The following is a 22,421-nucleotide window of genomic DNA, read 5'->3' on the forward strand; positions in this document are numbered from 1 at the left end:
ACAATAAGCTATGCGAAAGGCGCGGCATTTTAAGGGAAAGATATTACTTTGTATAGGGCAATAAACTAATCCAGAGAATTAACCCACCCCATTAGCTATGGGGCGGCAGTAATTCAACCACTAGATCTAGACAAACATATCCGCAAAACGATTAGTGAAAGACAAATCAATCGGCTGGGCAAACCCGGGCAAACACAGCTTATCCAGATCCACAGTAATCAGCGACTCATCAATTAAACCTTCACCAAAATGGTAGATGGTCGCAAAATCACCCTTAAGCGCAGCGGCGTCGTAGGCGACCGAGGCCGCACGCACTGATGCGCGCTTGAGCTGATATTCAGCGAACTTTTCCGCCCCATAACGACAAGCCAGCATCGACTCCACAACGTGAGGCGCAAACACGCTGGCGGTAGCATTATTACCACCAAAGCCTTTTGAGTTCAGAAAAGCAACATCAACCGGCTCATTACGCACCACATCGACCGTCGAAATAGCGAGACGATCCGCAAAAACATCATCAGCAACCTTATCGATAGTCTTAATACCAGGAACAATGCCGTACTTAAAAACACCCAAACTAGTGATCAGCTGCTCACCACTGGCTGCCGATAACGAGTGCCCAACGTAAGCCTTTACCGCAGCCACAGGCCACTTGGTAATGCCAAACACTTGTGCAATCTGATCAAAAATTTGCGATTCGGTCACACGGTTCTGCGGTGTACTCGACCCATGCGCCTGCACCAAAGAGCGTTTTTGAACAGCCTCATCACCAAGAATTGCGCGCACCGATGCCACCGCTTTGGCCATGGTGATGTAATTGCCTGGACCAGGCGCTGAGATAGACTTTTTAAAACCATCCGCATTGATAAACACATCACCCACGGCGCCGTGCACATCAGCCCCCAACTCCATTACCAATGCATCATCCATCAAGACAACATATTGGCTCGCCTCTGCCATAGTAAAACCAGCATTTTCACCAAACGGGCGACTGGTACGACGAGGATCTACCTCATCAACACCGTCCAATTTCTTGAGCTTATCTTCGCTTGCCAGTGCACCCATAGTGGCATAACCGTCGATAATCTCGGCAACAATAGGGGCTTCGGCACAACCAACCAGCGCAACGCGGCATTTACCCGAAGCAATATCATCCGCCGCCGCTTGCAGGTTGTAGAGGAAAGAGGCGCAAGCACCAGTAATGGCGCCGGTCTGCCCTACACTTCCCAGAATGTAGGCGTTCACAAAATCCGCCGGCATAGTATTTAAACCGAGCGGACACTGCTTGGCACTGACACGCCCCCCCTTGAGCCGTGATTGCAATAAACCACCAAAACCATTTTCATCCATCTGACTCATAACATTGCTGGCATAGACACCAACCTGGTCAGGTTTTACCGAATCGATAATTACCTGCCAATCCAAACCGGTTGACTGCAGAGCATCGGAGGCACCAATCACAGCAAGCTGCAGCGCACGCGGATGATAATGGGAGTTGTAGAGTGCGCCAGGATTAAAACCGCGAGGCATTTGACCGGCCGACTTAACCGGTAAATCCCGGTAGCTGTCAAATTTAACACTCAACCCAGTTGGAGAAGTAACGCGAACACGATCAGCGTCAACCTCCTCCACCAACCAATCTGCAGGAACAGGTTCTGGCAGATCGCGCTTACGCATCTCAACGATGAGTGGCGCATCGCCCGCCCCCAAGGTGGCAGACTTCTGCCAATGGGCAGCATCAACATCAAAAAAAGTCTTGTCGATACGGCGAATTAAAGTGCCATCGAGAATTTCTGCGCCAAAACGTGACTCTATGGTAGCAAGATCAATTGGTTCATCGTTTTGGTCGCGATAGCTGCCTTCTACAAAACTAATCAGCCCCATCATGACGGCTAAACCAGCCAGAGTTTCCTGCCGCTCATGAGCATCAAGACTCTCTATTACCATGCGACGATAGGCGTGATGCCCCGAACTGCGACCCGCAGCATTAAATCCACCAAACCCCACAATAATCGGTAGGCGCGCAAGAGACATACAAACTCCAATATCCACAATCAAGAAATTAGCGAGAAGTGTATGGTGATCCCTATACAAGATCACCTTCTTATTTAGTCATTTTTACTGCTAAATTAGCCATGCATACACAAACCCATTCAGATATAGCGGTACCCCAAGCCTTATGAACAATATCCCACCAATAAAAATTCACTTTTTGCTGTGCGAACACATGCTTGCCACCAGCAGTACCCTACCCATGGAGATGCTGTTAGCAGCAGAAAGCGCTGTACGAACCATGTTGGAACCGGAGCAACGGCGAGATATTGAGATACACACCCTCGCGATCACCAATGAACCCATACTGACGCGAACCGGAATGCACTGGCGACCAGACCTGACCATCAATCAGGTTTCACAGAGCGATTTAATTTACATTCCAGGCTTATGGCGCAACCCACGCCCCATTATCAAAAAAAATGCTGCGATAGTGGCATGGCTGCAACAGCAGCATCAAAACGGCGCCATCATTAGCGCAGTAGGCACTGGCTGCTGCTTTCTCGCCGAGGCAGGTTTACTCGACGGCAAAGCAGCCACAACCCATTGGCATTATTTTGACCAGTTTCAAAAGGACTACCCGCAAGTTCAACTCAAACGACAATATTTTATTACTCAAGCGGGCAGTCTCTACTGTGCTGCAAGTGTCAACTCTCTTGCCGACTTGACCATTCACTTTATCCAACGTTTTTTTGGAAAGGAAATAGCCAGCCATGTTGAGCGCCACTTTTCCCATGAGATCAGAAAGTCTTACGAGAGTAGCGGTTTTTTTGAGGCCAACAAAAATCCGCACCCAGATGAACAAATCACCCAGATACAAATCTGGCTTGAAGACAATTATTATCGTGAAATTTTATTTCCGCAGGTATGCGAACGTTTTGGTATGAGCGTGCGTACACTTAACCGCCGCTTCAAAAATGCACTGGGGCAAACACCACTTGAATATCTTCAAAATATTCGCATCAATACCGCCATAGATTTACTAAAAACCAGCAATTTATCAATAGCAGAAATCGCTGATAAAGTCGGCTATCAAGACACCAATTACTTCACCACTTTATTTAAAAAACATCTTGCAACAACACCCAATGCCTATCGCGAAACAGTGCGGGCAAAATTATTCCGCACATAAAAAAACCTCGCCATCGATGGATAGCGAGGTTTTTACTCTTAATTATAAAACTATTTAGACCAAAGAAAAATCAAGCCGCACTCACAGTTGCATCCTCGGGAATACCAGATCCAGCCTGCACAACAGTAAGCTTATCTGCTTCGCGAACACCAATAGGAATAGTGCGTGGCTTCATAGACTCAGGAATAACGCGCTGCAAATCTATGTGCAAAAGCCCATTCTCGTAGTGCGCCGACTTTACTTGCACATGGTCAGCCAACTGGAAGCGACGCTCAAAACTACGCGCAGCTATTCCTTGATGCAAATAAGTACGCTGCTGCTCATCACCCGCCTTGTTTGCAGATATTGTCAGGTTATTTTGATTCACTTCTATGGTTAATTCAGCCTGATCAAAACCGGCAACTGCCATAGTAATTCGGTACTTATCCTCCCCCGTTAATTCAATATTATAGGGAGGGTAACTGGGCTGGTTTTGTTCTGCGCGAGAAAGATTGTCCAGCAGATTCGCCATGCGATCAAAACCAATTGCTGAACGATAAAGTGGGGTGAAGTCAAAATTACGCATATCCGATATCCTCAAATGAGCAATACAAATGTAGCGGCTTATCTATGATCAAGCCATTTCAAAATAGTGATTCTCTATCATCGAGCCATCACGTAACTGAAATGAGGATGTAGAAACAATTTTCAAGGCAACCAATAAATTATTTTCCAAAAATTTTTTCAAATGCCGTTTGTAGCCGAGGATATTCAAATGAGAAACCTGACTGCAGAATTCGCTCAGGCATTACTCGCTGGCTTGCCAACAACAGAGCATCCGCCATTTCGCCAAATAATAACCGCAGCAGCATCGCAGGCATAGGTAACAACGCGGGACGATTTAACTGCTCCGCCAAACGCGCCGTAAACTCACTGTTAGTGACAGGCTCTGGGGCGACAGCATTGTATACGCCGGATGCATCACCATGCTCCAGCAAATAAATAAACAAGCGAATCAAATCATGGCGAGAAATCCACGACATATAATGCTCGCCAGCTCCCATCCACCCCCCAAATCCCCATCTGAACGCAGGCAGCATTTGTTTTAGCGCACCGCCATGACTATCGAGCACGACACCAATTCGGACTATACAAAGACGGGTAAAGTTAGACGCAAACTGCCGTGCAGCCAACTCCCAATCACGACACAACTGAGCAGCAAAACCATCACCAACGGCTGCCGATTCATTCAAGATGGAGCTTCCCGCATCACCATAAATACCTATGGCACTAGCATTAATCACTACAGCAGGGAAAAGCTGCTGATCTGCAAAAAAACGGTACAGTGTGTTCGTAAAATCTATTCTGCTCTGCCGGAATAGTTGCTTTGATTGCTCATTCCAGCGCCTGCCTCCCAGCGACTCCCCCGCCAAATTAATTAAGGCCACAAATGCCACACCTGCAAGTTCGCTTAAGCCACTTACAAGACGAACCTGTTTATTCAAATAACGCGACGCACGCGGCACGTCACGGGTCAGCACCCAAACTTCATATCCATGATCGATGAGCTCAAGACACAGCGCACCACCAATAAATCCACTCCCGCCGGTCACCAATACACGACCCTTATCCAATGAATCATTTTTCATAACAAAGCCTCCACTGCATATCACCCTAATTTAAGCCTTAAGCCTTTGATTTTTATTACCTCAAAACAAATCAAAACGATCACCCTACGCCACCATCTTAAGCACTATATGGCACTAAGATCACAAAGCTCTATAAGAGAGACCAAAATGTTATTAAGAAAATGAGCAGAAAACTTGATATTTATATCAGGATGATCAATATAAGAAGTGAGGGCAACTGAAACCTGCCTAGGCAGTAACAAACCCTCTCAACATAAACGTTAAGGAGCTTTACGATGAAACCTGCTGTCGACGTTGTATATCGTGATTTGGATTCTTCTGCTGCACTCAACGACATCATTACCAAGAAACTCGAAAAACTCAGCCGCTACACCGACCAAATAATTCACAGCCGCGTCGTCCTGGATGCCCCACACCAACACAAACACAAAGGAAAACAATACCGAGCCTCCATTGAGCTCGATATCAAAGGCCATCCTGTGGCGATTACTCAGGATGATGAATCGATTCATGTTGCTGTACGTGATGCTTTTTCCAGCGCTGAACGCAAAGTTAAACAACTTGCCGCACGCCACCGCGATCGCTGAAAAAACAAGCTGAGCCACTGGAACTTTATCTACCTGAAATAAAAAAGGCCGAAATCAATTAAGATTTCGGCCTTTCAGAAAACCTACAAATTATTATTTTGTGGCTTCAAGTTGTGCAGATTTTTTGCCGATCAACACATTCAAGTTGGATAAAGACTGGATGTGACTGTAGATCAATTCCAAGCCATCCTTTTTGAACAAATCCAAAGCATCTGCATCACTAAGTGCTTTAAGCTTTTCACGCTTAACCACATAAAAACCCATTAGGTTCATATTGGCATCTTCACGCCCCTTAAAGGTAATATTGGCTTGCATAGGCTCAAGTAAATCGAGTTCATGCAGACGCTTACAAAATACCTTGGTCATTTCAGCGCGATATTGATAATCCTTAAGGAACTCCACAACCTCTTTCAAATGCGCGCTTTGCTCACCATTCTCTTCAAACAGCTTACGTCCCTTGCTGCCGTCTTTGATCACTGTTGCGCTATCCGCATCAATGCAAAGCGCCATAGTATCAGCTGCTTTATCGCCCCCCAATACAAATGGATAGCGACGAATGAATGCAGGAATGTAGCGAGAAGTAAATTGATTCTTTTCATTTAGAACCAGATTTTCGCCCTCTTTCAGCCCCATAATAGCTAGAGGAATATACTCACCTTCATTGGCGGTTGCCGAAAAAACAATAGGGAATTCAGCGGCAGCAAAAGGAATTTCTGTGGCCAGAACCGGCACAGAAATCATGTGCGATACAAAAGAATAATCTTCAACTTGTACCGACCAGTTACGATGAACTTCAGATGACAGTGGTTGAATGTTGTCATAAATCATTAATTGCTTTGCCACGAGAATACCTCTATTTATTTTCTATGCAGGGAGTTAGCGATAAACAATACGAGAATGCATGTTAGCACTTTGAGGAAAGACTGCCACTAGAATTGGCACAGTGAAGCACGGCTATAACAGGAGAAGAAAATTCTGACAATAAAAAAGCCGCTTATAAGCGGCTTTTTTATAAAACTAATTGGTCGGAACGGCGGGATTTGAACCCACGACCCCTACACCCCCAGTATAGTGCGCTACCTGACTGCGCTACGCTCCGATATTTTCTGTCGCCCCAGCAGTTCAAGCCGTCACGAAGAGGATCGGCATAATACCCGAATTTATTACCAATGCAATCGTAGTTTTAATAATTAGCATTGGCATTGGTGAAATCAGATATTTCACAATCAAAACGATTATGAATTCACCAAATAGATAAGTTTGAAGTACTTTATTTAACCTTCAATAAATCAAGCAAGTGCTCCAAATCATCGATCATGCGCACTACTAACTGATTGAGCTGGCCAGAGCTGGAGCCATTATCCTCATTAGTCATCTGCAGCCGGGCACCACCAATAGTAAAACCCTGATCATATAAAAGACTGCGAATTTGGCGGATAGTTAATACGTCCTGCCGTTGATAATAGCGACGATTACCGCGCCGTTTAACCGGATTTAATTGCGGGAACTCTTGCTCCCAGTATCTTAAAACATGCGGTTTAACTGCACATAACTCACTGACTTCACCAATAGTGAAGTAGCGCTTACCGGGTATTACGGGAAGTTCGTCGTTATGACTCGGTTCCAACATAAGCTTCTACTCGTGCCTTAAGTTTTTGTCCTGGGCGGAAAGTGACCACACGCCGAGCGCTAATAGGAATTTCCTCGCCCGTCTTGGGGTTCCTACCAGGACGCTGACTTTTATCGCGCAATTCAAAATTGCCGAAGCCAGAAAGTTTGACCTGCTCGTTATTTTCCAAAGCATGGCGGATCTCTTCAAAGAAGAGCTCCACCAATTCTTTGGCTTCACGCTTATTGAGTCCGAGATCCTCATAAAGTTTCTCGGCCAAGTCTGCTTTGGTCAGAGCACCGTCCGACATAGTTATTATTCCCTATCTGAGGGTGGCGGAAAAATTCGCCCCCAGATACTGAACAATCGAGTCAATGGAGGCGTTGATCTCATCTTCATTAAGAGTGCGTGAAGGATGCTGAAAGGTCAACCCCATAGCGACACTTTTTCTATGTGGATCAATACCTTTGCCCATATATACGTCAAAAACCTTTAAGTCGATAAGGTGTTCACCCGCCTGCTCTTTAACCGCCGCCAAGAGCTTGTCAGCAGCCAAATCGCGATCGACCAACAGCGCCAGATCGCGGCGCACCTCAGGGAACTTGGACAGGGAAGTAAAGGCCGGGATTCGCGCCTTTAACAACGAACTGAGACGCACTTCAAACAAATACACCGACTGAGGTATATCCAGCTGCCGCTGCAAGCTTGGATGCAATGCCCCGACTACCCCCTGCCACTCGCCATCGCGATAAATCGCTGCCGTCTGGCCAGGGTGTAATGCGGAATGATTGCCCGGCTTAACAGTGAATGCTGATTCATCACCTGTTAGTGCCAGCAGTGATTCAAGATCCCCCTTGAGATCAAAGAAATCCACTAGCTCGGCAGCATTAGACCAGGACTCAGGCGCGCGACTGCCATAGATCAAACCAGCAAGCATAGCCTCCTGTTTAAGACCATCTGCTGACGGAACAAAACGCAACCCCGATTCAAACAAACGCACACGGTTCTGTTGGCGATTGAGGTTGTTGCGCAACACGCTGACCAAACCTGGCATCAAACTGGTGCGCATTGCTGCCATATCAGCGCTGATGGGGTTACGCAACACAACCGGTGACGTTTCCGGATCAAACAATGCGGATAACTTCGGCTCGATAAAGCTGTAGGTAATCGCCTCTTGATAACCGCGTGCGATCAGCTGATTGCGCAGAGCTGGCAACCCCATTTTCGCTTCGGGGTGAGGTTCGATATCCAGAGGTGCAGCAAGGCTTCTTGTTGGCAAACGGTTGTAGCCATATACGCGCGCCAGCTCTTCAAGCAAATCTGCTTCGATGGAAATATCAAAGCGGTAGCTGGGAACAGCAAACACCCAGCCTTCTGCGTTTTGCAACAGCAAAGTCAAACCTAACCGGGCAAGAATATCGACGACCTCGTTGTCCGCCATCTCCAGACTCAGGCCACTAAAAATGCGGGCTTTACGTAAGGTGACCTGGCGCTCTTGTGGCAAATGCTCGTTGGTGACATGAACAACAGGACCCGCTTCACCACCAACAATTTCCAGCAGCAAAGCGGTGGCACGCTCAATAGCATCCAACTGCAAGCTGTAATCCACACCGCGCTCAAAGCGATGCGAGGAATCGGTGTGCAAACCGTAAGAACGAGCACGGCCAGCTATCGCCAGCGGATTAAAGAAGGCACTTTCCAAAAAGATATCGCGCGTAGTTCCTCCTACCGCACTTTGCTTACCACCCATAATGCCAGCAATAGCCAAGGCTTTTTGTTGGTCGGCGATAACCATGGTATCGGCATTGAGTTTGATCTCCTGCCCATCCAATAATTGAATCGATTCACCCTGCTGCGCCAACCGCACATGAATGGCACTGCCGAGTTTGGATAAATCAAATGCGTGCATAGGCTGGCCCAATTCGAGCAGCACATAGTTGGTCACATCAACCACGGCGTCGATACTGCGCAACCCTGAGCGAAACAACTTATCTTGCAGCCAAGCCGGACTTGGGCGAGTGATATCAATATTGCGGATGACACGGCCGACGTAGCGGCTACAAGCGAACCCCGCTTCAAGATGCACGGGGAAACTGTCGGTAATGGATGCAGCTACAGCAGGGATTGCCGGCGCAGTGACGGGAGCGCGATTCAATACACCAACCTCGCGTGCAACACCTTTAACACTCAAGCAATCGCTGCGATTGGGAGTCAAATCGACTTCGATCAGTTTGTCATCAAGATTTAAGTACTCGCGCAGGTTAACGCCCACAGGAGCATCGGGAGCCAACTCCCACAAACCGGTGTCATCATCACCCGCTTTAAGTTCGGTTTGACCGCAGAGCATGCCAAAGGATTCAACGCCGCGCAGCTTCGCCTTCTTAATCTGGAAGTCGCCCGGTAATTGCGCACCTATAATGGCAAAAGGGACTTTGATTCCGACGCGCGCATTAGCCGCACCGCATACAACTTGACTCAGACCATCGGGCAGACCGGCCACTTGGCAAACCCGCAATTTGTCGGCATCAGGATGCTGTTCGCAGCCAACAATCTCACCCACTATTACGCCGGTAAAATCGCCAGCAACGGATTCAACAGCATCCACCTCAAGCCCAGCCATGGTCAGTTGGGCGACTAATTCATCGGTACCTATGGCTGGATTAACCCACTCGCGCAGCCAGGATTCACTGATTTTCATATCTTTATCTCTGTAGCCCGTATGGAGCGCAACGCAATACGGGACTTAACTCTGGTTAAACTGTTACTCCCGCATTCCGCTTTGCTTCATAACGGGCTACGGCTAGATACAAATTTAGAATTGCTTTAAGAAACGCAGGTCGTTTTCAAAGAACAAACGTAGGTCATTGACCCCGTAGCGCAACATAGCCAAACGCTCTACCCCCATACCAAAGGCAAAACCGGTATAGGTTTCAGGATCGACACCGCTGGACTTAAACACTTCAGGATGCACCATGCCGCAGCCCCCCACTTCCAACCACCCAGTGTTTTTGCACATGCGGCAGCCTTTGCCACGGCATTGGGTGCACTGGATGTCCATCTCAGCCGATGGCTCGGTAAAGGGAAAATAAGATGGGCGAAAACGCACCGGAACATCGGCCTCAAAGAAGGCTTTCAGGAATTGGTCCATGGTGCCTTTAAGATCGGCAAAACTGATATTTTTATCGACCACCAAACCCTCGACCTGATGGAACATCGGTGAGTGAGTCACATCGGAATCGCAGCGATAAACACGACCAGGGCAGATCACCCGGATCGGTGGCTGCTTGTTTTCCATGGTACGCACTTGCACTGGAGAGGTGTGGGTGCGCAGTACGTGGGTATCATCCACGTAAAAGGTATCGTGCATCGCCCGCGCGGGGTGATGGGAAGGAATATTGAGCGCTTCGAAGTTATGGTAGTCATCTTCAATTTCAGGACCCACTTCAACGCTATAACCGACAGCCGCAAAGATCTCTTCGATGCGCTGCAATGTACGGGTTACTGGATGCAAACCACCGGTGTGCTGACCACGGCCAGGCAGGGTTACATCAACCACTTCGCTAGCAAGCTTGGCGTTAATCGCCGCTTGCTCAAGTAATTCTTTGCGCACATTAAGTGCGTCTTGTACCGCATCTTTGGCTTTATTGATTTCAGCACCGGCAGCGGGACGCTCCTCTGCCGATAATTTACCCAACGTTTTCATCAACGCGGTGATGCTGCCATTTTTGCCGAGATAGTTCACACGTACTGCATCAAGTGCAGTCAGATCTTGGGCATCGGCGACGAGTTTGAGCGCTTCTTGGGTAAGCGCAGCGAGATTTTCCATCTGCTTTTCCAGTTCGAATCGTTAACTATCAATAAATACAGCCATAAAAAAAAGGGAAGAACCCTAAAGCCCTTCCCCTTTTCATCGCGTTCACACAAGCCCTTGCGAGCCTGAGGTTGTTGGACGATTAAGCAGCCAGAGCTGATTTAGCCTTCGCAACAACAGCAGCAAAAGCTGCTTTGTCGTATACAGCCAGATCAGCCAGCACACGACGGTCGAGAACGATGCTCGCCTTTTTCAAGCCAGCAATCAATTGACTGTAGGACATGCCTTCAGCGCGTGATTGAGCATTGATACGAGTGATCCACAAAGCACGGAAATTACGCTTTTTAACGCGACGATCGCGGTAAGCATATTGACCAGCTTTGATAACCGCTTGTTTGGCAACACGGAATGTACGCGAACGTGCACCGTAGTAACCTTTAGCAGCTTTTAATACTTTCTTGTGACGACGACGCGCCTCTACACCACGCTTAACACGGGCCATATTACAATCCTCTCAAAATTAATAAGCACTATTAGATAGCACGGAACAAACGTTTTACGCGTGGTACATCGGCTGCATCAACGATGCTAGTGCCGCGCAATTGGCGCTTACGCTTGGTCGTCATTTTGGTCAGGATGTGGCTCTTGTTAGCGTGCTTGAATTTGAAGCCAGCGCCGGTTTTTTTGAAGCGCTTTGACGCGCCGCTATGTACTTTAGCTTTGGTTGCCATGTGATAGAACTCCACACATATAGGTAAATAATATAAATAATCAAGGCAGCTAAAAGCCCGACTATTTTCTCTTTTTGGGGGCGATCACCATGGTGAGCTGCTTACCTTCCATTTTGGCAGCCTGCTCTACGGTGCCCATTTCAGCCAAGTCGGTCTCGATGCGTTGCATCATTTCCATCCCCAGCTCTTGGTGGGCGAGTTCGCGACCGCGGAACTTTAAAGTTACCTTGGCCTTGTCCCCATGCTCAAGGAAGCGCATCAAAGCCTTTAATTTGACTTGATAATCCGCTTCCTCCGTCCCTGGGCGAAATTTCATTTCCTTCACCAGCTGCTGCTTTTGTTTCTTTTTCGCAGCGGCTTTGGTTTTCTTGATTTCAAACAGATGCTTGCCGTAATCCATAATCTTACAGACTATTGGATCGCTATCAGCAACGATCTCCACCAAGTCAAGGGTAGCGGCTTGCGCCTGCGCCAGTGCATCGCTCAATGCGACGATACCGACCTGCTCACCCTCTGCGTTGATTAAACGAACCTGCTTGGCTTCGATCTGATCGTTGATCCGCGCTTTCTTAGAATTGCCTTTGGCCGCGGGAGCGTTATCTCGTTTGATAGTTGTATCTCCAGTAAATTAATAGAAATAAATCTTTTTTCGCTTTCGCCGTCTTTTAGTCAAAAAACTTTCTTTTAAGCAGAAATATTTCGACCTCGACGCGCTATATCGGCGGTCAAGTGCGCGATGAAAGCATCCAGATTCATTACACCCAAATCTTGTCCGTCCCTTGTGCGAATCGCAAGTGATTGATTTTCAACCTCTTTATCGCCAATGACGAGCAGGTAGGGAACCCGCTGAATTGTGTGCTCGCGGATTTTAAAGCCGATCTTCTCATTTCTCAAGTCCGGAATGACGCGGAAGCCCTTTTCACGTAAGACTTTTTCGATCATTTTGACGTAATCGGCCTGATTATCGGTGATATTCATGACCGCCACCTGAGCTGGTGCCAACCAGGTTGGGAAGGAGCCTTCATAGTGCTCGATCAAAATCCCCAGAAATCGTTCGAAAGAACCGAGAATAGCGCGATGTAACATCACCGGACGTTTACGCTGATTGTCTTCTGCGACATATTCCGCATCCAGACGCTCGGGCAATACATAATCGAGCTGGATAGTGCCGCACTGCCATGAACGGCCAAGTGCATCTTTGATCTGATATTCGATCTTCGGACCATAGAAAGCACCTTCACCCGGTAACTCCTCCCATTCCAGACCAGCAGCGCGCAACGCCGTGCGCAACCCCTCTTCCGCCTTATTCCAGGTTTCCAAAGTACCGGCGTACTTTTCGGGACGAAGGGACAGTTTCACCGCGATATCGGTAAAACCAAAATCGTCATAGATGGACTTGAGCATCTGGTTAAAAGAGGCAACCTCAGAGACGACTTGCTCTTCAGTGCAGAAGATATGCGCATCATCCTGCACAAAACCGCGCACACGCATAATGCCGTGCAATGCACCCGAAGCTTCATTGCGATGGCAAGAACCAAACTCTGCCAGACGCAGTGGCAAGTCTTTGTGTGAACGCAAGCCGTGGTTGAAGATCTGGATATGACCGGGACAGTTCATCGGCTTAACCGCAAAATCGCGCTTTTCCGATTCAGTGGTAAACATGTTGTCGCGATAGTTTTCCCAGTGGCCGGATTTCTCCCACAGGGTGCGATCCATAATCATTGGGGTTTTTACTTCCTGATAACCCCAATCATTTTGTTTGGTGCGCATGTACTGTTCGATTTGCTGCCACAGAGTCCAGCCCTTGGGGTGCCAAAACACCATGCCCGGTGCTTCATCTTGCAGATGGAACAGATCAAATTTCTTTGCCAGTTTGCGGTGATCGCGTTTGGCTGCTTCTTCGAGCAAGTTCAAATAGGCTTTTAATTGTTTGGCATCGGCAAATGCAGTTCCGTAGATGCGCTGCAACATTTTGTTGTTGGAGTCGCCGCGCCAGTAAGCGCCGGAGGTGCGCATCAATTTAAAGTTCAGGCAGAAACGCATGTTGGGCACGTGGGGGCCACGGCACATATCAACGTATTCTTCGTGGTGATACAAACCCGGCGTTGCATCTTTAGGCACGTCGCGGTCCAGGATCTCAAGCTTGTAAGTCTCGCCACGCGCTGAGAAAACATCATAGGCTTCTTGCCAGCTGACTTTCTTTTTCACTACGTCGTATTCGGTTTTAGCCAATTCCAGCATGCGCGCTTCCAGACGGGCAATATCCTCGTCGGTCAGCTTCTGCTCAAGGTCGATGTCGTAATAAAAACCGCTGTCGATGGTTGGGCCGATGGCCATTTTCACATCGGGAAACAGTTGCTTGATTGCATGACCAAGCAAGTGCGCGCAAGAGTGACGAATAATTTCCAAACCGTCTTCGTCTTTCGGGGTGAAAATCACCAGATCCGCATCTTCAGTGATCAAGTCATGGGCATCGACACGCTGACCATTCACACGGCCACCGAGTGTGGCTTTAGCCAGACCAGCGCCGATAGAAGCAGCAACTTCATAAACAGAGACGGGATTATCGAAAGGACGTTTGGAACCGTCGGGGAGAGTAATTACAGGCATGGTAGATCCTTGTCAGTGGTGGCCCCTACGAAAGGTCACGTGATTTTAAGAAAGTAAAAAGTAGGCAAAAACTAAACCCCGCACCTACGATTGTGCGGGGCGACGAGTATAGGGGAGCTTAAGGAGCAGAGGCAACCTCAGCGGGATGACAAGACCAGCCAGCGATTGCGCCATTTAAGTGCTGCAACGCATAGTGTGAACAGTAAGCAGGCAGCCAAGGCGATAAGCACTTCGCGCAGATGCGGTGAAAAAATCACCGTATAGCCCTGCCCTTTGATAAGCGATGAAAAACTGGATACTGCAAAAGGCATCCAGAATAGACGAAATGTTTGCCACGGATTGGCGAGCGGCGATTGGCCATTGCTGACACTCAACATCAACGCAATACCAATCACCACACTGATTCCCAACGCATTAATCCAGATTTTGGGATTGGGATCAAAATGGAAATAGACGGTAACGAAATACCAGATGAGGTAATACCAAAGCACCATTTTCCCGAACGGTAAACGAGAAAAATAACACAATAACGCCGACATATGCCCAATAACCTCCTCTGGATTTATAGCTGCTATTCGTAGCACCTAAAAATACCAGCAGAAAAAGTGCCAGTTCATCCTTAAATTAAAGATTCCAACCACCACCAAGGGATTTATACAATTCCACTGCGGCATTTAAACGGGACAATCGCTGTTGCACCAGAGAATCCTGTGCCTGAAACAAACTGCGCTGAGCCTCAAGAAGTGATAGCAAATCATCTGTTCCTGCACGGTAACGTGCTTCAGACAAACGCAAACTGCGTGCGGCATTGGTGACTATTTCCTGCTGGCTGACCTCCTGCCTGGCACTGATATCAGTGGAAACCAAAGCGTTATCTACCTCTTGCAATGCAACTAAAATCGCTTTGTGGTACTGCAAAACCAACTCCGCGCGACGAGCTTCGCTCAAACGCCTTTGATTGACCAAGCGCCCCCCGTTAAAAATAGTTTGCGCTAGCGACAGCGTCCATCCAGAGGCTTGTGTTGCCGGGTTAAGCGCAAATAATTCACTCGCTGATTTACTCGCACTGACACTAAAACTAATACCTGGCAATAGCGCTGCACGTGCCGCATGAATATCTGCATCAGCCGCTGCCAAATCAGCTTCGCGCGCGGCCAAATCCGGGCGACGCGCAATCAACTCTGCCGGTGTACCGGGTGTAATTTGCGGCACAGCTACTGCGAGTAAATTTTCTGCAATCAGCACAAATTCTTGTGGCGTTTTTCCCAACAAAATTGCAAGGGCTGATTGCGTTTGCCGCGCTTGCAATTCAAGCGGAAAAAGTGCTGCTCGCTGCGTTAACAGGTTGTTTTTTTGTTGCGCCACATCAGCAGCAGTGGCTGCACCATTGCGAAAACGTGCATCAACTATGCGCTGCACACGCTCGGCAATAACGATATTTTTTTGCGCCGTCACGATCCGCTCCTGCAAGGCCAACCATTGAAACCAACCGCTGGCGATAGCCGCTTTTATGCTCAGCGCAGCCGCATCCTGATCATAACGTGTTGCGTCAAAACCCGCTTTAACAGCAGACCTATTGGCAGCCAACCCACCCCATAAATCCACCTCGTAATTCACACCAATACTGGCACGTGTGGATTCACCACGTTCACTTCCCTGCCCATCCGCTTTAGTGCGCGACTCACCGGAAGATGCAGTGGCAGTTAATGACGGAAACAAAGTCGCGTTGGCAATGCGCATTTGCAATTCAGCTTGACGCACACGCTCGGCAGAGATCAGTAAGTCGGGGCTTTGTTGCTGCGCAAGCTGGATTAATTCATTTAGTGTTGGCGATGCAAATGCCTGCCACCAATCACTGTCGCCTTGGATTGCGGCGGCATTATTAAGGGTTGCAGAATAAGCATTAGCATAATTAATGACTGGCTTTTCTGATGGGGCAGCACTGCATGCTGACAACAGAATCATGCAGGAAGCCAGTGCAATTTTTTTACTGAACAAGTACATAAACTACTCCGAAGCCAAAGCGGTAACAGGATCAAGCCGAGCCGCTTTCCGCGCAGGTAAATAGCCGAACAGCAAACCAGTTAAAAAAGCACAGCTAAATGCCATCACAATCGGTGTCAATGAATAGGCAACGGTTGTACCCAAATAACTTACCAACATGGCCACACCCAAGCCCAGTGCCACACCCAGCACTCCACCAAGCGCAGACACCACCAATGCTTCAATTAAAAATTGTTGCATTATGTGGCGGGTGCGCGCACCGGTGGCCATGCGAATACCAATTTCGCGAGTACGCTCGGTTACACTAACTAGCATGATATTCATTACACCAATGCCACCTACCAGCAGTGAAATAGCGGCGATAGAACCCAACAAAACTGTCATGGTATTTTGTGTTTCAGAGACCATATCAATCAGCGATGACATACTGCGAATTTGGAAATCTTCAGTGCCGTGCCGTTCCATCAATAACGCATGTACACGAGTTTGCACAGCCTCCATATTTTTCTCATCATCAACCGAGATTGTTATGTTGCGCAAAAAGCGCTGACCAATCACCCTTAAGCTACCGGTTTTAAACGGCACAAAAACCTTATCATCCTGATCCTGGCCACCAGGATCAGCGCCACGCTCACTCATAACACCTATGACTTGAAATAACACATTATTGATAATAATAAATTTGCCAATCGCATCTTGTTGTGGAAATAATTTAGTAGCTACTGTTTTTCCCAACACCACCACTGTCGCATAATTTCTATCATCTTCTTCGCTAAAGAAAGTTCCTTGGGCAACATCCCATTTTCGCGCGTGAGGGAATTGTGCCGCCGTAGCATTTACTTCTGTGGTGTGATCCACATTGCCATAACGCAAGGTAAACTGACCGTTTAGCTCAGGCAATGCAGCGGCAATATTAGGCAGTGCTGCAATCGCATCCACATCTTCCGGCACCAAGGTTACCGAGTCCCAGCGGAAACGTTGTGTCGGCCCACCCGGCCTCACCAATAACAAATTGCTACCCATTGCGCTAATACTGTCTACCACGGATTTTTTAGCACCATCACCAATGGCCATCAAAGTAATTACCGAGGCAACGCCAATTACAATGCCTAGCAGAGTTAACACGGTGCGAAAAATATTGCTGTGCAGGGAGCGAAATGCCGTTTTAGTTGCCTCAAACAATTCATTGCGCAGGCTGGATTCACCGCGCAACGCATGCTCTTCCAGTGGTGGTTGCGATGGAATTTTTGGTCCGGCATCAGCAATAATTTCGCCATCGCGGATTTCAATCAAGCGCTGGGCATGATGTGCCACTTCCGCATCGTGGGTAATTAAAATAATAGTGTGACCTTGCGCCGATAATTCTTTCAGCAAGCGCATTACTTCTTTGCCGCTGTGACTATCCAACGCGCCGGTTGGCTCATCCGCTAAAATTATCTGGCCACCATTCATCAGTGCACGTGCGATAGATACACGCTGCTGTTGCCCGCCGGACAACTGACCAGGGCGATGATGCAAACGTTCGTGCAACCCGAGTGAACCTAATAATGCAGTTGCCCGTGTGCGGCGCGCAGTAGGCGACAAGCCCGAATAGGTTGCAGGCATTTCCACATTTTCACAGGCGGTTGCACCGGCCAACAAATTGTAACTTTGAAACACAAAACCGAAGGCTTCGCGCCGCAACTGGGCAAGGTCATCAGTACCCAACTCGTTAATATTTTTTCCATCAAAAAAATAATCGCCAGTGGTTGCCCGGTCCAGGCAACCGAGAATATTCATGAGAGTGGATTTGCCCGAACCCGATTGCCCCATGATGGCAACAAATTCACCGGGGTAAATTTCCAGGTCTATGCCGTGCAATACTTGCGTAGCAAGCTCGCCATTGCGAAAAGTTTTGGTGATACCCGTTAATTTAATCAGCGGTTGAATAGCATTAGGCGTTGTCATTAACGTCTACCCATGCCCATACCAGGGCCACCCATGCGCATACCAGCTGCCGCTTTTGGTTGTGAGGGGCGCGAGCTGCCACTGACCACTTGCTCGCCCTCCGCAACACCTTCAATAATTTCTGCCTGCACACGATTGGTAACACCGACTAACACCTTGCGCTCTTCAAGGCTGCCGTCGCTTTTCATAATATTCACCAGCGCCGGGCGCGGAGAATGCACCGCCTTATCGGTATTTTGGCTTCTCTTATCGATGCTTTCTTTTATTTCAGCACGACGTTTTTTCCACTCGGCTTTTTGTTGTTCCGTGGGCTCAGGGCGATTGGCAGTTTGCGCTTGTGGGCGATCGCCCCGCGGCGATATAAAACTCACTGCCGACATAGGTACTAACAACACATCTTTTGCTTGGGATTCAATAAAAAATACCTGCGTACTCATTTGTGTCATCAGCAAACGATTTTCGTTGGGCACATCAAACAGTGCGTTATACAACACCACGTTATTGAGAATTTCCGGCGTCGGTTGAATGCGATCCAACTTGCTATACCAGCGGCGCCCCTGACTGCCGAGTGTGGTGAAATAAACCGGCATAGTTTTACGCAGTTTGCCGATGTCTGCTTCCGACACCTGCGTCTGCACGGTCATGGTTGAGAGATCGGCGATACGCATAATGGTGGGCGCCATTTGATTGGTATTCAATGTCTGCCCTTGGCGCGAGGTAATTGACACCACGGTGCCATCGATAGGTGCGTAAATGGTGGCATAAGTTAAATTAGCGGCTTCTACACGCAAGGTAGATTCCGTTTGTTCAATTTGCGCTTGTAAGGCTTTTAGTTGCGCCTGCGCCGATTTCAAATTGGCTTCTGCCGTTTGCAACGACTCGTTGGTGGTCGCATCTTCTTTGAAAAGATTTTTTTCGCGCTGGTATTTTATATTTGCCAGCGTTAATTGCGCTTCGCGATCCAACAATTGCGCCTGCTGGGTGCGCAGCGAAGCGCGGGTTGCATCCACGCGCGCGGCATAAACCGTTGCATCGATTTCCGCCAATAGATCGCCGGCTTTTACTTCCGAGCCCACATCAACATGCAATTTCTCCAACTGACCGGATACCTGCGCACCAACATCAACATAATCCTGCGGCTGCAAAGTACCTGTAGCAGTGACCAGGTTTTCAATATCCCCGCGCGTTACCGCCTCTGTTGTATAAATGACCGCCTCGTCGTCGCTTGCCCACAGGCTACGCCACAAGCCAAAAACCACTAGCAATATCAGTAAAAGTGCAACGGCAATATTGCGCCAGGAGTTAAATACTTTTTTAATTGAGGTTTTAACAAGGGAAGGTTTAGCCATGGAAAACAGCATCCGTTAAATGAGTAAGCGGCTTTATTGGTATGAAAACAAAAGGAAAAGGCGTGTAAAAATAAAAGAAAATTATAACCTGCACGCGCCGACAGAATAGCCGGCAAAGGGAGGGTTTAACAGTTGTTCCACAATCGTCACGGGTGATCGAACATGTTGTGAACAGTTGTTAATAAACGTCGCGACAGTAGCGCTGTTGATCTGCAAGCTGCTCTACTTGCGCGGCCCCCAGAATAGCCACCAAGGCATCATCTACTGCTTGTGCCATGCCTTGTAAGCTGCCGCACACATAAATAGCTGCGCCCGCTGCAACCCACTCACGGATTGCCTCGGCATGATAGGGCAATAAATCTTGCACGTAACGCGCCTCACCAGACGCTGCGTCACGTGAAAAAACTTTGTTAACCCGGGTCAATAAACCGGTTTCCAACCAATGTTGAATGTCCGCGCTGAAAAAATCATCGGCAAAGTGGCTGCGCTCACCAAAAAACAACCAGTGTTTACCTGTCGCGCGCGCCGGGTTGGCCAAATGCGAACGCAACCCGGCAATACCCGTTCCGTTACCAATTAAAATTAGTGGCACCTGTGCTGGCGGCGAATGAAAATGGGGATTAGAGCGCACACGTAAATGGATGATGCTATTTAATTCCGTCTGGGCGGTTAACCAACCCGACCCCAAACCTAACTCGCCACCGGGCGCACGTACCTGACGCACCAATAAATCGAGTGAGCCCTCACTGGGCACGGAAGCGATAGAATATTCGCGATGAGGCAAATCGGAAGAATTGCGCGGGCCTATCTCCACAATATCTCCCGCACACCATAAAGCAGCACCGGATTGCGGTTGTGTCAACACAACTCCATTGGTAGGTTGTAATTGTAAATGATAGGCAGGCGCACCGGGGCTTGCAGGATTTATACATTCGCGCGCGATTAATCGCCATTCTTCGTAGGCCGGTTTACTCCAATCGCTAAAATAAGAATTGCCGGAAATTTGCCCCAAATAATATTGCCAATGGCGCAGTGCGCTTTCATCCAGCTTATCCACGCTAATCATGTCTGCCATTGCGTGGGCACCACAATGGTGGAGTGCATTATGCAGCTGCTGCGCAAAACCACAAAAATGCAGGTAACTGGAATCACCCAAGCCTAGGACCAGATATTCCAGTGAACTGAGCGCAGTGGGATTTAACGATTCAAGTGTGCGCGCTATAAACCGATTGCCGTTATCGGGCGCTTCACCTTCACCGTAAGTGCTGGCAATAATTAATAGCTGACGGGTTCGCGTTAAGTGTTCAGTATTGAGATTATTGAGCGTAATTAATTGAGTGTTTTTACCAGAAGCATTTAATTGCTGCGCCGTTTGCCGGGCGATACGCGCAGCGTTTCCGGTTTGGCTGGCGTAGGCAATTAGAATTACTGCATCATCGGACGAAGGAACAGCAAGCACCTGTTGTTGCTGTAGCTGACGGCGATGTTTTTGCCAGCAAAACCAACAGAACAACAGGTAAATAAAAACTAACGCACTTGCTGCTAAATAACGCACAACTTATTCCGGCAATACTTCAAAAGTAGCAACGTAACTGCCAGCGCGAACGGTGGCTGGTTTTTTAGCTTTATCATCGCGATAGCTGGCGCTTAACCAGTACATTCCCGCCTGCGGCCAGGTTACAGAAATATTGCCTTTTTTATCGGATTCCACGTCGATGGCGGCTTGATCATTGCGATAGCGCATACCACCAGGGATGATGGTGGCTTTTACACCAGCAACGGGTTTGCCATCCATTTGAAATTGAAAGGTCGCCACTTCACCAGCAAACAAATCATTCGGGTGGGTTACTGGCACCAATTCCAAACCTTGCTTGGTCGCTTTTAATACTGACTCAGTTGGTGAGCCGGCGGTAACAAACGTTTCCATGCGCCGCGAGAATTGCGACACTTCCAAGTTCTTGGCTTTTTTAGGCACCATTTTGTCAAAATCGGCGGGATTAGCGCGCTCACCACGACCTGGCCACATTTTGCGCTCACCGGTTTCTGTTTCCCAACGCGCCATTAAACCGCTGGATGCCACTGCAATTTTATAAGTACCTTTTTGCGGTAATTGCACATCAAACGTGCTGCGGTATTTTCCGGTCATCGCATTTTGTACTTGCAGTGTGGCGCCATCTGGTGCAGTAACCACAACACTTTCTGCACGCATAGGTGCGTGATCGGCATGGAAAATATCGTTAGATACCGCGGCATCAATACTCACCCAGGCGTCATCACTGGAAAGCACAGTAGCGCTTGGCAATAACCATGCACGATGGGCTTGTGCTGATATCGGTAAGCAGAGAACGAGCGCAGTACAGAGCGTGGTTTTTAGTAAACTATTCATCATTATTCCTCTTAAAAAATCCAGTTAATAAAGTCTCTGATACAAAAACACTCAGAGTGAAGGCGTGATTTTTACTTCACCCAATTCTTTTTTTCCGGCAGCCGTTTGCACGCCAGCAATCGGCCAAGTGAAAGGCACTTTTACCAATTCACGACCACCCACTTCACGCGCTGCTTCCACCATAAGCACATAATTACCGGGTTTTAATGTGCCCAGAGGTGCGCTGCCTTCAGTAAAAGTCACTGAATGTTTTCCCGGCGCGCGGGTTGCGCCACTGACACCATCAACGGGCATGTCGGTATCGCGACCAATACGACGCCACCACTGGCGCATATCTTTAAGCCACTCTTCACCCTTATCACTTTTTTCGCCGCGCGATTCCAACTGATACCACACCGCCAAATTAGTGCTCTCGCCTTTTTCATTCTCCAACCAAAGCGCCACATAGGGTTTGTGATACTCGGCAACGTCGAGTGCGGGAATCTCTACCGACACATTTAAATCTGCAGCCATGGCGGAGGAAATACTGACTACTGACAACAGCGAACTTAGTGCATAACGCAAACGCATAATTA

21 protein-coding genes and 1 tRNA gene are annotated in these 22,421 nt (G+C 48.3%); 2 read left to right on the plus strand and 20 right to left on the minus strand.

Features of this window, described 5'->3' with window-relative positions; all coding sequences use genetic code 11:
• Nucleotides 1–126: 126 nt before the first annotated feature.
• Complete coding sequence (locus D0B88_RS15595; RefSeq protein WP_007642193.1) at nucleotides 127–2,034, minus strand: beta-ketoacyl synthase; 1,908 nt, start codon at nucleotides 2,032–2,034, stop codon at nucleotides 127–129.
• Nucleotides 2,035–2,179: 145 nt separating this feature from the next.
• Here D0B88_RS15595 and D0B88_RS15600 point away from each other — a divergent pair, with 145 nt between their 5' ends.
• Nucleotides 2,180–3,184: a GlxA family transcriptional regulator gene (locus tag D0B88_RS15600; protein ID WP_007642195.1), complete on the plus strand. Its 1,005-nt coding sequence runs from the start codon at nucleotides 2,180–2,182 to the stop codon at nucleotides 3,182–3,184.
• Nucleotides 3,185–3,254: 70 nt separating this feature from the next.
• On the opposite strand, the gene D0B88_RS15605 is transcribed toward D0B88_RS15600, so the two are convergent.
• Nucleotides 3,255–3,749 carry an Hsp20 family protein gene (locus D0B88_RS15605; RefSeq protein WP_007642197.1) on the minus strand — a complete coding sequence of 165 codons (495 nt, stop codon included), beginning with the start codon at nucleotides 3,747–3,749 and terminating at the stop codon, nucleotides 3,255–3,257.
• A 139-nt stretch (nucleotides 3,750–3,888) separates the two neighbouring features.
• Entirely contained in the window at nucleotides 3,889–4,812 is a 924-nt protein-coding gene (locus D0B88_RS15610) for a TIGR01777 family oxidoreductase (RefSeq protein ID WP_007642199.1), read from the minus strand.
• Nucleotides 4,813–5,087: 275 nt separating this feature from the next.
• Between D0B88_RS15610 and D0B88_RS15615 the strand changes: the two genes are divergently transcribed.
• Nucleotides 5,088–5,399: an HPF/RaiA family ribosome-associated protein gene (locus D0B88_RS15615; protein ID WP_007642201.1), complete on the plus strand. Its 312-nt coding sequence runs from the start codon at nucleotides 5,088–5,090 to the stop codon at nucleotides 5,397–5,399.
• Between the two features lie 93 nt (nucleotides 5,400–5,492).
• On the opposite strand, the gene D0B88_RS15620 is transcribed toward D0B88_RS15615, so the two are convergent.
• The 17 genes from D0B88_RS15620 to D0B88_RS15700 form a co-directional block, all read right to left on the minus strand.
• Entirely contained in the window at nucleotides 5,493–6,242 is a 750-nt protein-coding gene (locus D0B88_RS15620) for a SapC family protein (RefSeq protein WP_007642203.1), read from the minus strand.
• A gap of 179 nt (nucleotides 6,243–6,421) precedes the next feature.
• A tRNA-Pro gene (locus D0B88_RS15625) sits at nucleotides 6,422–6,498 on the minus strand.
• Between the two features lie 171 nt (nucleotides 6,499–6,669).
• Nucleotides 6,670–7,029, minus strand: coding sequence for a MerR family transcriptional regulator (locus D0B88_RS15630; protein ID WP_007642204.1), 360 nt, complete (start codon nucleotides 7,027–7,029; stop codon nucleotides 6,670–6,672).
• The gene (gene ihfA / locus D0B88_RS15635; RefSeq protein ID WP_007642205.1) at nucleotides 7,010–7,318 is read right to left on the minus strand and encodes an integration host factor subunit alpha; all 309 of its coding nucleotides are present in this window, start codon (nucleotides 7,316–7,318) and stop codon (nucleotides 7,010–7,012) included. Before ihfA ends, D0B88_RS15630 begins: the two co-directional genes overlap by 20 nt.
• A gap of 12 nt (nucleotides 7,319–7,330) precedes the next feature.
• The gene (gene pheT / locus D0B88_RS15640) at nucleotides 7,331–9,706 is read right to left on the minus strand and encodes a phenylalanine--tRNA ligase subunit beta (protein WP_151058318.1); all 2,376 of its coding nucleotides are present in this window, start codon (nucleotides 9,704–9,706) and stop codon (nucleotides 7,331–7,333) included.
• A 114-nt stretch (nucleotides 9,707–9,820) separates the two neighbouring features.
• The gene (pheS, locus tag D0B88_RS15645) at nucleotides 9,821–10,834 is read right to left on the minus strand and encodes a phenylalanine--tRNA ligase subunit alpha (protein WP_151058320.1); all 1,014 of its coding nucleotides are present in this window, start codon (nucleotides 10,832–10,834) and stop codon (nucleotides 9,821–9,823) included.
• 127 nt (nucleotides 10,835–10,961) lie between these two features.
• A complete protein-coding gene (gene rplT / locus D0B88_RS15650) occupies nucleotides 10,962–11,321 on the minus strand; it encodes a 50S ribosomal protein L20 (RefSeq protein WP_007642208.1) in 360 nt (119 codons plus the stop codon).
• A gap of 31 nt (nucleotides 11,322–11,352) precedes the next feature.
• A complete protein-coding gene (gene rpmI, locus D0B88_RS15655; protein ID WP_007642209.1) occupies nucleotides 11,353–11,550 on the minus strand; it encodes a 50S ribosomal protein L35 in 198 nt (65 codons plus the stop codon).
• A gap of 61 nt (nucleotides 11,551–11,611) precedes the next feature.
• Nucleotides 11,612–12,160: a translation initiation factor IF-3 gene (infC, locus tag D0B88_RS15660; RefSeq protein WP_081489679.1), complete on the minus strand. Its 549-nt coding sequence runs from the start codon at nucleotides 12,158–12,160 to the stop codon at nucleotides 11,612–11,614.
• A gap of 74 nt (nucleotides 12,161–12,234) precedes the next feature.
• Nucleotides 12,235–14,160: a threonine--tRNA ligase gene (gene thrS, locus D0B88_RS15665; RefSeq protein WP_151058322.1), complete on the minus strand. Its 1,926-nt coding sequence runs from the start codon at nucleotides 14,158–14,160 to the stop codon at nucleotides 12,235–12,237.
• 137 nt (nucleotides 14,161–14,297) lie between these two features.
• Complete coding sequence (locus tag D0B88_RS15670; protein WP_225318404.1) at nucleotides 14,298–14,699, minus strand: hypothetical protein; 402 nt, start codon at nucleotides 14,697–14,699, stop codon at nucleotides 14,298–14,300.
• 85 nt (nucleotides 14,700–14,784) lie between these two features.
• Nucleotides 14,785–16,164 (minus strand): efflux transporter outer membrane subunit, encoded by a 1,380-nt coding sequence (locus D0B88_RS15675; protein WP_151058324.1) that lies wholly within the window; start codon nucleotides 16,162–16,164, stop codon nucleotides 14,785–14,787.
• 3 nt (nucleotides 16,165–16,167) lie between these two features.
• Nucleotides 16,168–18,111 carry a MacB family efflux pump subunit gene (locus D0B88_RS15680; protein WP_151058326.1) on the minus strand — a complete coding sequence of 648 codons (1,944 nt, stop codon included), beginning with the start codon at nucleotides 18,109–18,111 and terminating at the stop codon, nucleotides 16,168–16,170.
• Entirely contained in the window at nucleotides 18,111–19,460 is a 1,350-nt protein-coding gene (locus D0B88_RS15685; RefSeq protein ID WP_225318405.1) for an efflux RND transporter periplasmic adaptor subunit, read from the minus strand. Before D0B88_RS15685 ends, D0B88_RS15680 begins: the two co-directional genes overlap by 1 nt.
• 178 nt (nucleotides 19,461–19,638) lie before the next feature.
• Complete coding sequence (locus D0B88_RS15690; RefSeq protein WP_151058329.1) at nucleotides 19,639–21,015, minus strand: sulfite reductase subunit alpha; 1,377 nt, start codon at nucleotides 21,013–21,015, stop codon at nucleotides 19,639–19,641.
• Between the two features lie 3 nt (nucleotides 21,016–21,018).
• Nucleotides 21,019–21,846 (minus strand): DUF4198 domain-containing protein, encoded by an 828-nt coding sequence (locus D0B88_RS15695; protein WP_151058331.1) that lies wholly within the window; start codon nucleotides 21,844–21,846, stop codon nucleotides 21,019–21,021.
• A 51-nt stretch (nucleotides 21,847–21,897) separates the two neighbouring features.
• Nucleotides 21,898–22,416, minus strand: coding sequence for a DUF2271 domain-containing protein (locus D0B88_RS15700; protein ID WP_151058333.1), 519 nt, complete (start codon nucleotides 22,414–22,416; stop codon nucleotides 21,898–21,900).
• Between the last annotated feature and the right edge of the window lie 5 nt (nucleotides 22,417–22,421).

The sequence above is a fragment of the Cellvibrio sp. KY-YJ-3 genome, from assembly GCF_008806955.1.
In the GTDB taxonomy this organism is placed as follows: Bacteria; Pseudomonadota; Gammaproteobacteria; order Pseudomonadales; family Cellvibrionaceae; genus Cellvibrio.